Below are 11,802 nucleotides of genomic sequence, written 5' to 3' on the forward strand. Positions count from 1 at the left end.
GTTGTGGGACTATCCAGTTTATTTTATTTTTAGTGTCACTTATTGATTTAAAGAGAATAATCTGTTTTACGCATAATTTATTTTTAACTGGAAATTTAAGTCCAGTAGGCGAGTAGATGCCTTTTAGCTTACATTTGTTTGATACATTAAAAACACCTCTGCTAATTATTTGGCAGAGGTGCTTCTTTATTATTCAGGATTATTTTCTTCCACTTTTTCTTTTAATTCTTTTTCAGCCGCTTTAAAATCTTGTGCTGCCATGTTGGTTTCTTCAGCCGTCGCATCTTTTGTTTTGTCAGCAGCATCTTTGGCTGCTACACTTGCTTCTTTTGCAGCCGCTTTTGTATTTTCTTTTAAGGATTCTGCCACCGGTTTGGCTTCTGATACACCTTCTTCAACTGTTTCTTGCATATCTTTGGCACTCTTTGTTGCATCAATGATAATGTCTTGCATATCATCTTTTTTCTCTTCTGCGATGTCTTGACCTTGTTCTTTTACTTCTGCAGCTGATTTTTTAAATTTTTCAGACAGATCTCCGGTTTGTTTTTTCAAATTGGCAATCAAGTCTGCTGATGAGTCTTGTAAATCCTCCAAAGAATCACTTGTTTTATTTTTCAAGCTATCTGCTGTTTCTTCTGCTTGTTGTGATAATTTGGCCGCCTTATCTTTGGCAATGTCCGTTAAATCTTGGCTTTTTTCTTTTGCCATATCTGCATAATCGCTAGCAAAGTCCAATAAATCATCAGTATGTGCTGCTATTTTTTTACGTAATTCTTGACCAGATTCTGGTGCCAGCAGCATCACCGCTGCTGCAGCTGCCGCACCACCTACTACTGCGCCTAATAAAAATCCACTTGTTTTTCCCACTTGAATCCCTCCATTTATTTTTATCTATTCGCTTTTTGAGTTTGCGCGTTGTTTATTGAAAAATTTTAATGCTGTTTGACCAACTTTTCCTGCTACTGTTGCTTGAGCAGTCGTTTTACCCACCGCACCTAGTTTGGCTACGGCATTTTTACCAGAGCGATTTAAATCTGAAATACTTTCACTTAAATCAGCAACTGCTGTAAATAACGGGTCAATGGTAGCAACTTTTCCATTGACATCATTAAGTAAAGTATTGGTTTTAACCAATAACCCTTCTACCTCACTAGTTAAAACATCCACATCTTTGGTAACAACACGAATTGTTTTGTTTGCTTCCTCCACAGTTGTACTGACGCTTGCTACTGTTTTTTGCACTTGGGCTAGTAAACGAATAACAAATACCACTAAAACAGCAAAGGCAATCGCTGCAATTAATGCTGCAATTTCTCCTCCACTCATGCCAAAACTCCTTTCCAACACTGAAATTTTTTTAAATTCCGTCATACTAAGCATATCACGAGGTAACTTTTGAAACAAATAAAAAGAACAAATGAATTTTTCTATTTTCCTATTGCAATCTATTTGTAAGCCGCTTCCAAAAACAAAAAACCTACGTAAGAAAAAATCTTACGCAAGTTTTTCTGTTCGCTTATTTTGTTTTTGTATCTTTTTTAAATTCATCAGCTAATTCTAAAATATAATCTTTTAAGCCATCTTTAACTTCAGGATGTTTCAAGCCATAGTCAATGCTTGTTTTCATAAAACCTAATTTATCGCCAACATCATAACGTTGGCCCTTAAATTCCCGAGCAAAGACCCGTTGTGTTTTATTTAATTCATCAATGGCATCGGTTAATTGGATTTCGTTACCTGCACCGGGTTTTTGTACTTCCAAAACATTAAAAATCTCTGGTGTTAGTAAATAACGACCAATAATCGCTAAATCACTTGGCGCTTTTTCTGGCGCTGGTTTTTCTACAAAGTTTTTAACGTTGTACAAACCAGGCTGAACTTGTTCACCCGGATTGATAATACCATATTTAGATGTATCTTCATGTGGTACTTTCATAACTGCAATTGTAGAAGCATGGGTTTTTTCGTAATCGTTGATGAGTTGTTTTGTTAGCGGCACCTTGTCTTCCATCAAATCATCGCCTAGCATAACAACAAATGGTTCATTACCAACAAAGGCTTTAGCTTGTAAAACGGCGTGTCCCAATCCTTTTGGATGTGATTGCCGAATAAAATGTAAATTAACGTCTGTGGTTTCTTCCACCAATTTTAATAATTCTGTCTTACCTTTTTCTTTTAAATTGGTTTCTAATTCAATATTCGCATCAAAATGATCTTCAATAGGACGTTTTGCTTTACCGGTCACAATTAAGATATCTTCAATTCCTGATTTTAGCGCTTCTTCAACGATAAATTGGATTGTTGGCTTGTCCACAATCGGCAACATTTCTTTTGCCATCGCTTTTGTTGCCGGTAAAAAACGGGTACCAAGTCCAGCAGCGGGAATAACAGCTTTTTTAACTTTCATTTTCCAAGACTCCTCAATTTTTATTTTAAAGTAAACTCGTTTTCTTTGCGACCATCCCGCAACATGATGTCCCGAGCAGCATCTTTAATTGGTTTATTATCGTATAAAACACTATAGATAGTTTCTGTAATTGGCATTTCAATTTTTAACGTTTGAGCCAATTCCATTGCGGCTTTCGTTGTGGCAACACCTTCAACAATCATGCCCATATTGTCTAAAACTTCATCTAGTGAATGACCCTTACCTAATAAATTACCCGCACGCCAGTTACGGGAGTGAACACTTGTACAGGTTACAATTAAATCACCTACACCACTTAAACCGATGAAAGTTAATGGATTAGCTCCCATTGCGACTCCTAATCGACTAATTTCAGCTAAACCGCGGGTCATAATTGCAGCTTTTGCATCATCACCATAGCCTAGACCATGAATTGCGCCAGCTCCAATGGCAATAATATTTTTCAACGCAGCTCCAGTTTCTACCCCAATAACATCATCATTGGTATAAATTCTAAAATAATCATTCATAAATAAATCTTGAACATATTGGGCTGCTGCTTGATCCACACTAGCAGCCGTAATTGTTGTAATATCGTGACGCACCACTTCTTCAGCGTGACTTGGGCCAGATAAAACGACAACTGCTTTGCGATTTTCAGCAGGAATTTCTTCGGTTAAAATTTCAGAAATGCGCTTGTGACTTTCTTGTTCTAAACCTTTAGAAGCGTGAATAATAACAGGTTGATGTTTTACATTTTTAGCAAACTCTTTTGCAACAATTCGCATTGCTTTGGTTGGTACGACAAAAAGGGCTGCGTCACAGTTGTCTATTGCTTCATTAATATCTTTTACTGCGACAATATTTTCCGGTAACTTCACATCAGGCAAATAATGACGATTGGTGTGATAAGTGTTAATCTCATCAATTTGTGCCGGATTGTTCCCCCAAATTCTTACTTCGTGACCATTTTCAGATAAAACTTGCGCTAACGCCGTTCCCCATGAACCCGGTCCTAAGACAGCAATTTTTTGTTTCAAAATAAACCCTCCTTGATTGTAAAGTTCTCTATAACAAAACGTCATAAAAAACTATTTTTCCATAATGGAAAGGTACTACACAAACTTCATTTTAGCACAATTTGACTAACAGCTGTTAGTTAAATTAAAAAGCGGTTACTGCCGTGACTGCGGTCATAATCTTTTAACTTTTGGTTATTTTTACGCCGATAAATTAAAATCCCCCAGGCACCAAAGAACAAGATAAAGGATAACGCCTGCGAAATGCGAATCGAACCAAATAGATAAAGACTATCACTGCGCATGCCTTCAATAAAGAAACGGCCTAAACTATACCAGATGATATAACTTAAGAAAACTTCGCCTTCTTTAAAGATATTTTTATTTCTTAAAATAATTAAGATTAAAAAGCCCAATACATTCCAAACAGATTCATATAAAAAGGTTGGTTGTCGGAAATGGCCTTCAATGTACATGTTATCAATAATAAATTGTGGCAAATGTAAATTTTGCAAAAAATCTTTAGTAGTAACAGCACCATATGCTTCATGGTTCATGAAGTTTCCCCAACGGCCAATGCCTTGCGCTAAGATAATACTTGGTGCTGCAATATCTAAAAATTTCCAAATTGGAATAAAGTGATGCCGACAAAAAATAACCAGCCAAATCCCACCAGCGATTAAGCCGCCATATATTGCAAGTCCACCAGAACGCACGTTAAAAATTTGCAGGGGATCGTTTAAATAAGTCGGCAAATCAAACAATACATAGTAAAGTCTGGCACCAATTAATGCAACGGGCAACCCAACTAACATGAAATCTGTCACGTCATCAGCCTTTAAACCGACCCGGACAGCTTCTCGTGAACTTAAAAACATCGCAATAATGACGCCAGTAACAATAATAATGGCATACCAATAAATGGCTATCCCAAAAAATTCAAAAGCGACGCGATCAACTACTGCTAACATGAAAAAACTCCTATTCAATTAAATTATTACTACTGTAAACGACTTGTTTTCCCCAGCCTCATTAACTATCAGAATTTTCTTCAATCAGCTGACTTAAGCGTTGTTCAAAAGTTTTCGTTGCATCATACCCCATCGCCTTCGCCCGAAAATTCATCGCTGCTACTTCTACAATAATCGCCACATTTCGTCCTGTTTTTACTGGGATTTTAATTTGAGGTACATCTACTTCAGCAATTTGAATAGTTGTAGATGCTGAACCAAGGCGATCATAAGTTTTTTCTTTTGACCAACCTTCTAAATAAACAGCCAATTGTACTTGCATACTTCCGCGAACCGCACTCGCACCGAATAAATTCATGACATCGATAATCCCAATGCCACGAATTTCAATTAAATGTTGTAAAATTCTTGGTGGTTCTCCCACAAGGGTCAATTCATCTTGCTGATAAACATCAACGCGATCATCTGCGATTAGCCGATGTCCTCTTTTAATTAATTCTAATGCGGTTTCACTTTTCCCGATACCACTATCACCTTGAATTAAAACACCTAAACCATAAACATCGACTAATACACCATGGACACTAGTTCGTGGGGCTAATAGACTACTTAAGTAGGTCGACATTTCGCCTAGAAGTCGGGATGTTGAAATTGGTGAACGTAAAATCGCAATATCAAATTCTTCACAGGCATCAGTCATTTCCTTTGGTATTGGCAATCCCCTTGAAACGATAAAAGCTGGTGTTTCTTCATTACACATGCGACGTAATACCATTAAACGTTCTTCTGGCATCATCCGCTCTGCAAAAGTAATTTCCTTACTTCCAAATAATTGCAACCGATCATAAGAATAATAATTAAAATAGCCCGTTAATTCTAAACCGGGGCGTGATATATCAGCAGTTTTAATTAATCGATTTAACGCTTTTTCCGAACCTGTCACTACTTCCAAATTTAATTTTTCAACCATTTGGATGACTTTGACAACTTCTGCCATATAATTCCCTCATTTCTAAAAGTATAATCTGCCTCATTTTACCATTGTATCCCTAAAGTTACTAGGATAGGCGCACGAAAAAAACAGTGACAAGTCGATTTTTACTTCTATTATAAAGTCTAAAAAAAAGACGACTTTGTAATAGATAATCTAACTTGCCACTGCTTACTTTTTTACTCTCGGTTAAAAAGAGGCGTATAATTTTTGTCTTCGGTAATTTCCATATAAGCCGGACGCATAATTTTACTCGAATTAATCAACTCTTCTAGCCGGTGAGCTGACCAACCTACAATTCTGGCAACTGCAAACATCGGGGTATACAATTCTTTTGGTAGCCCCAACATGTTGTAGACAAACCCACTAAAGAAATCAATATTGGCACTCACGCCTTTATATATTTTTCGCTTTTTAGCGATAACTTCTGGTGCTAGACGCTCCACTAGTGCATACAAATCAAATTCTGCTTTTTCTTCTGGCCCTTTTTCTTCGGCTAGCTTTTCTACATATCCTTTAAAAATGGAAGCACGGGGATCATTGTCACCATACACCGCATGACCAAAGCCATAAATTAATCCCTTTTGATCAAAGGCTTCTTTTTCTATAACAGCTTCTAAATAAGCTTTTACACAAGCTTCGTTTGTTAAATCTGCAACATTTGCTTTTAAGTCTTCCATCATGTTGGTAACTTTAATATTCGCACCGCCATGTTTTGGTCCTTTTAACGAACCAAGCGCAGCTGCAATCGTGGAATACGTATCGGTCCCACTAGAAGTCACGACCCTTGTGGTGAAAGTCGAATTGTTCCCGCCACCATGTTCCATGTGTAAAACTAAAGACATATCTAAAGTCTGAGCTTCTTGCTTGGTGTACTTTTTATTTGGTCGCAGCATCGTTAAAATCGTTTCTGCTGTACTTAAATTAGCTGCAGGACGATGAATGTACATGCTTTCTCCCAGAGTATAATGATTATAGGCATGGTAGGCATAAACGGCTAACAATGGAAAGACACTGATTAACATAATACTTTGTTTTAAAACATTTTCTATCGAGGTATCATCTGGCTGTTCATCATAACACGCTAAGGTCAAAATACTGCGGGATAAATTGTTCATCAAATCACATGATGGTGCTTTCATCACCACGTCACGGACAAAATTTGTTGGCAATGTACGTTTATCTGCAAGCAATTGTTGAAATTCTGCTAATTCTTGTTCATTTGGCAGCGTTCCAAATAATAATAAGTATGTCACTTCTTCAAAACCAAAGCGACCTTCTGAAACAAAACCTGACACGAGCTGATTAATATCAATTCCCCGATAGCGTAATTCACCAATACCAGGAACTATTTTACCAGCGACTTTTTTTTCTGGATAAATCGTAGAGACTGTTGTTAAACCAGCTAAGACACCTTTTCCATCGACATCTCGCAACCCGATTTTAATGTTATATTTAGAATAATTATACATATCGATTTTATAAATATCCTGACATTGCTTTGCTAACTTTTGGTAATCGTCATTTTTAAAATCCTCTTTTCCCATAAATAACATCACATCCTATAAAATTTATTGCGATTATCTGCTAAAAAATCGTTAAAAATGATTATAACACGCTTTTATTGAAAAAAACATAAATAATTTTATATTTACTTTCTTTTCAGAAAAACGTATAATTATGCTAATTATCGTGAATGGGGTGTTTTTATGAACTGGAGAAATCAGCTAAAGGTAGCAGAGAAAACGTATCGTTATTGTGATTTGAAAAAGGTTTGTGCAACATTTAATAGTGACCTAAAAAAACTACCTTATGCAATTCGCATCCTTTTAGAAAGTGTCGCCCGTAATGTAGACGAAGATATTACACAAACAGATGTAGCTGCTTTAGCCAATTGGCAAGCAGAAAAACCAACAGGAGTAATCCCCTTCAAAGCTGCCCGCGTCATTTTACAAGATTTTACCGGCGTTCCAGCTGTCGTAGACCTGGCCGCAATGCGAGATGCACTGGTAGCTCTTGGTGGCGATGCAAATCAAATTAATCCAGCCATTCCTGTTTCTCTTGTAGTGGATCATTCCCTTCAAGTAGATTGCGCAAAATCTGCAGAAGCACTGAGTTATAACACTGCAAAAGAATTTGAACGTAACACTGAACGCTATCAATTTTTGAAATGGGCACAAAGTTCTTTTCAAAATTTCGAAGTAGTTCCGCCAGAAACTGGTATTATTCATCAAGTCAACATTGAAGCCTTGTCGAATGTTGTTTTGGTAAAAAAAGAAAATGATGCTGAAGATGCACTTATTTTTCCTGACACACTACAAGGGACAGATTCCCACACCACCATGATCAACGGCTTAGGTGTTTTAGGTTGGGGCGTGGGGGGAATTGAAGCAGAAGCAGCAATCTTAGGAGAAGCTTCTTATTTTCCAGCCCCAGAAGTTATTGGTGTAAATCTTTCTGGCACTTTAGCAGCCGGAACAACTACAACTGATTTAGCATTGACGGTTACAGAAAAACTACGAAAAGAAAATGTGGTCGGAAAATTTGTTGAATTTTTTGGCAGTGGTTACAAAACGCTAAGTTTATCCGATCGCGCGACCATTGCCAACATGGCGCCAGAATACGGTGCCACTTGTGGCTATTGCCCCATTGATGAAGAAACTTTAGCTTATTTAGCTCTAACCGGTCGTAACGAGAATTTAATTGCGCTAGTAAAAGACTATGCCACAGCTAACGGACTTTTTTTAAACGATGCAGATAAAATAAACTACACCAAAGTAGTTGACTTAGATTTAAACCAAGTTGAGCCATCATTAGCCGGACCTAAACGACCGCAAGACCGCATTGTCCTATCTAAAGCAGCCACAGATTTTAAAGAAAGCGTCAGTAGTACGGTTGGACCTAAAGGCTTTGGTCTGCCAGAAATTACATTAAATAAATCAGTGCCACTTATGACCTGTGACAATCAAACAAAATCTTTGCAAACTGGGGCAGTCGTATTAGCTGCTATTACTAGTTGTACCAATACGAGTAATCCCTCCGTCATGTTAGCAGCTGGCTTGTTAGCTAAAAAAGCAGTTGAAAAGGGTTTAACAGTACCAGACTATGTCAAAACTTCTCTTGCCCCAGGTTCAAAAATTGTAACAGCCTATTTAACTAAAAGTGGTCTCTTACCTTATTTGGAAAAGTTAGGCTTTCACTTAGTAGGTTATGGCTGTACAACTTGCATCGGAAATTCAGGACCTTTACAAGAAAATGTTAGTCGCGCCATTGAGGAAAATGATCTTTTGACAACTTCGGTCTTATCGGGAAATCGCAATTTTGAAGGACGTATTCACCCACTAATCAAAGCAAATTATCTGGCCTCTCCACCACTTGTCGTAGCCTATGCACTTGCAGGAACAATGCAAAAAGATTTGACGTGCGAACCATTAGGCTACGACACTTGTGGCAAAAATATTATGTTAAAAGATATTTGGCCAACAAGTGCAGAGATTAATCAAGCGATTGCTGATTTTATCAGTCCTAAAACTTTCAAGGCAGCCTATGGCAATCTTTTTGATGCAAACGAGCGTTGGAACGCTATTAAAACCTCTGTTAGTGATTGTTACACGTGGGAGGATGACTCAACTTATATCGCAAATCCACCATTTTTTGACAATCTCAAAAAAGAGTTATCTGATGTTAGCAGCTTAACCAATTTAGCCGTTTTGGCAAAACTGGGCGATTCGGTTACAACCGATCATATTTCTCCTGCTGGTGCCATAGCACTGGATACTCCAGCTGGTCGTTACTTACAGACGCTTGGCGTTGGTGTTGCTGATTTTAATTCTTATGGTGCGCGTCGTGGCAATCATGAAATTATGATGCGGGGAACATTTGCCAATATTCGTTTGCAAAACCAATTAATACCAGAAAAAAGTGGTGGTTACACGCGATTGCAACCCACAGGTGAAGCGATGTCTATTTATGATGCTGCAATGTATTACCAGGGCAAAAATCAAGGTACCATTGTTTTAGCAGGAAAAGATTACGGAATGGGCTCTTCTCGTGATTGGGCGGCTAAAGGACCACAACTATTAGGAGTTAAAGCTGTTTTAGCCGAAAGTTTTGAACGGATTCATCGCAGCAACTTAGTGATGATGGGAATTATTCCACTCGAATATCTTGCCAATCAAAATGCTTGTAGTCTGGGACTAGACGGTAGTGAGAATTTCAGTATTTTATTAGACAAAACACCACAAGTTGGCGCTATTGTTCCAATAGTCGCTAAAAAAAGTGATGGTAGCACAATCAATTTTTCTGCTAAATTACGGTTTGATGCACCAGCTGATATTCGTTATTGGCAAAACCAAGGAATTTTACCTATGGTGATTCGTAAAAAATTAGACGCTTAAAACATTTCATAGGAGGTATTCATGGAAAAAATTTCAGTAGTAAACAAAAAATTACAAATTCCAAATCATGTTGTTATCCCCTTTATAGAAGGTGATGGCATTGGTAAAGAGATCTGGCAGGCAACGTACCCTGTCATAGATGCCGCAGTCAATAAGGCCTATCAAGGGCGCAAAAAAATTATTTGGCAAGAAGTTTTAGCTGGTGAGAAAGCCTTTGAAAAAACCGGTGAATGGTTACCAAAAGAAACATTACACGCAATTTATGAAGCAAAAGTTGCACTAAAAGGTCCCTTAACAACACCCGTGGGAGGCGGCATCCGCTCTTTAAATGTCGCTTTACGCCAAGAACTGGATTTATTTGCTTGTGTGCGGCCAGTTCGCTACTTTACTGGCATACCAAGCCCGCTGAAAGAACCAGAAAAAACAGACATGGTGATTTTTCGTGAAAATACCGAAGATGTGTATGCTGGAATTGAATTTGAAAAAGATAGCCCTGAGGTTAAAGAATTAATTGAAATTTTAACAAACCAATTTGATGTAACAAAAATTCGTTTTCCCAAAACCAGTGCGATTGGAATTAAACCAATTTCAAAAGAAGGCAGTCAACGGTTAATTGGTGCAGCAATTGAGTATGCTATCACACAAAAATTACCAACCGTTACTTTAGTTCATAAAGGAAACATCATGAAATTTACCGAAGGCGGTTTTAAAAAATGGGGCTACGAACTGGCGGAAACAAAATATGCTGATTATTGTTTTACAATGAATCAATACCAAAGTATCTTATTAAAAGATGGCAAAGAAGCAGCCACAAACGCGTTAAATGAAGCGATGACACATAAAATTATCGTCAACGATGTTATCGCTGATAATTTTTTACAACAAATTTTACTAAATCCCGCTAATTTTTCTGTTATCGCTACCTGCAATTTAAATGGTGACTACATTTCTGACGCACTGGCAGCGCAAGTGGGCGGGATTGGAATTGCCCCAGGTGCTAATATTAACTACAATACCGGTCATGCTATTTTTGAAGCGACCCACGGGACTGCTCCAGATATTGCGGGCTTAGGAAAAGCTAATCCTTGTTCATTATTACTTTCTGCTGTCATGCTGCTCGATTATTTAGACTGCTCTAAAGCGGGTGCTTTAATCACAGCTGCCATTGAAAAAGCTCTGGCACAAGGTTACGTAACTGCTGATTTTGCTGCGATGTTACCTGCAGCAACTTTACAAACGACAGCACAATTCGGTGCTCATTTGCAAAAGCTTATTGAAGAAGCATAATACAGCAAAATTTTGATAAAACAAAAACCCCGACCAAAAAGGTCGGGATTTTTTAATCATCTTGATATTTTTGCATATTGTGTTCCGTTACGATCATATTTACCAACGACATAATTACAGCCACCATAATCGCAGCGCCAAAAGATGAAAAACCAAAGTTCATTTCACCAACAAAAGTTGACGTTAACTTTAACATTGCTGCATTTATGACAAAACTGAAAAGGCCCAGTGTCAAAAACGTCAAAGGTAGTGACAATAGCGAAAGAATCGGCTTTACAAAGCCATTTAAAATGGACAAAACGAAACTCGCGACTAAAGCCATGAGCCAACTACTAACATGAACCATCCCTGGCAGTAAAACTGCCAGGGCAATAAACGTCAATGTATTCACTACTAAACGTTGGAAGTAAGTCATTAGAAATCACTCCAATCGTCATCGTCAATTTTTTCAGCTGGTTTTCTTGGACGTTCTTTAGGCTCACTGTAATTTGGATGATAGTTGCGTTTTGATTGTCCATAACCACTTTGATTACTACGCCCAGAAGGCATGATAATCGCCAGGATAATATATAAAGGAATTGTTGAGCCAACACCAAACAAAGTGAAGAACACAAAGATTACACGTACGATGGTTGGATCAATGCCGAAGAATTCAGCAATTCCTCCCAAAGTTCCTGTCAACACAACATTATTACTTGATTTTGTCAGTCTTTTTTTCATCATTCTCACC

Annotated in this window: 11 protein-coding genes; 2 read left to right on the forward strand and 9 right to left on the reverse strand. The window is 37.8% G+C overall.

Going from position 1 to position 11,802, the window contains the following annotated elements; genetic code table 11:
- Window positions 1-189: 189 nt before the first annotated feature.
- The 7 genes from K4422_RS01890 to K4422_RS01920 all read right to left on the reverse strand — a co-directional run bounded on the left by K4422_RS01890 (window position 190) and on the right by K4422_RS01920 (window position 6,944).
- Window positions 190-867, reverse strand: a complete 678-nt coding sequence (locus K4422_RS01890) for a YtxH domain-containing protein (protein ID WP_230708850.1) — start codon at window positions 865-867, stop codon at window positions 190-192.
- Window positions 868-891: 24 nt separating this feature from the next.
- Window positions 892-1,326 carry a DUF948 domain-containing protein gene (locus K4422_RS01895; protein WP_206903138.1) on the reverse strand — a complete coding sequence of 145 codons (435 nt, stop codon included), beginning with the start codon at window positions 1,324-1,326 and terminating at the stop codon, window positions 892-894.
- Window positions 1,327-1,516: 190 nt separating this feature from the next.
- Window positions 1,517-2,407 carry a UTP--glucose-1-phosphate uridylyltransferase GalU gene (gene galU, locus K4422_RS01900; RefSeq protein WP_230708852.1) on the reverse strand — a complete coding sequence of 297 codons (891 nt, stop codon included), beginning with the start codon at window positions 2,405-2,407 and terminating at the stop codon, window positions 1,517-1,519.
- Between the two features lie 20 nt (window positions 2,408-2,427).
- The gene (locus K4422_RS01905) at window positions 2,428-3,447 is read right to left on the reverse strand and encodes an NAD(P)H-dependent glycerol-3-phosphate dehydrogenase (RefSeq protein ID WP_277988639.1); all 1,020 of its coding nucleotides are present in this window, start codon (window positions 3,445-3,447) and stop codon (window positions 2,428-2,430) included.
- A gap of 119 nt (window positions 3,448-3,566) precedes the next feature.
- Window positions 3,567-4,397, reverse strand: a complete 831-nt coding sequence (gene lgt / locus K4422_RS01910; protein ID WP_230708854.1) for a prolipoprotein diacylglyceryl transferase — start codon at window positions 4,395-4,397, stop codon at window positions 3,567-3,569.
- A 61-nt stretch (window positions 4,398-4,458) separates the two neighbouring features.
- The gene (gene hprK / locus K4422_RS01915; protein WP_206903142.1) at window positions 4,459-5,394 is read right to left on the reverse strand and encodes an HPr(Ser) kinase/phosphatase; all 936 of its coding nucleotides are present in this window, start codon (window positions 5,392-5,394) and stop codon (window positions 4,459-4,461) included.
- Window positions 5,395-5,567: 173 nt separating this feature from the next.
- The gene (locus K4422_RS01920; RefSeq protein WP_230708856.1) at window positions 5,568-6,944 is read right to left on the reverse strand and encodes a citrate/2-methylcitrate synthase; all 1,377 of its coding nucleotides are present in this window, start codon (window positions 6,942-6,944) and stop codon (window positions 5,568-5,570) included.
- Between the two features lie 153 nt (window positions 6,945-7,097).
- Between K4422_RS01920 and acnA the strand changes: the two genes are divergently transcribed.
- The gene (acnA, locus tag K4422_RS01925) at window positions 7,098-9,785 is read left to right on the forward strand and encodes an aconitate hydratase AcnA (RefSeq protein WP_230708859.1); all 2,688 of its coding nucleotides are present in this window, start codon (window positions 7,098-7,100) and stop codon (window positions 9,783-9,785) included.
- A gap of 21 nt (window positions 9,786-9,806) precedes the next feature.
- On the forward strand, window positions 9,807-11,072 hold the full coding sequence (gene icd / locus K4422_RS01930; RefSeq protein ID WP_206903145.1) for an NADP-dependent isocitrate dehydrogenase: 1,266 nt from the start codon (window positions 9,807-9,809) through the stop codon (window positions 11,070-11,072).
- Between the two features lie 52 nt (window positions 11,073-11,124).
- Here icd and K4422_RS01935 read toward each other — a convergent pair whose 3' ends face one another.
- Together K4422_RS01935 and K4422_RS01940 are read right to left on the reverse strand one after the other, a co-directional pair.
- The gene (locus K4422_RS01935; protein ID WP_206903146.1) at window positions 11,125-11,487 is read right to left on the reverse strand and encodes a phage holin family protein; all 363 of its coding nucleotides are present in this window, start codon (window positions 11,485-11,487) and stop codon (window positions 11,125-11,127) included.
- Window positions 11,487-11,792: a PspC domain-containing protein gene (locus K4422_RS01940; protein WP_206903147.1), complete on the reverse strand. Its 306-nt coding sequence runs from the start codon at window positions 11,790-11,792 to the stop codon at window positions 11,487-11,489. Before K4422_RS01940 ends, K4422_RS01935 begins: the two co-directional genes overlap by 1 nt.
- Window positions 11,793-11,802: the final 10 nt, after the last annotated feature.

Source organism: Enterococcus sp. SMC-9, assembly GCF_021011285.1.
Taxonomy (GTDB): domain Bacteria; phylum Bacillota; class Bacilli; order Lactobacillales; family Enterococcaceae; genus Enterococcus_C; species Enterococcus_C montenegrensis.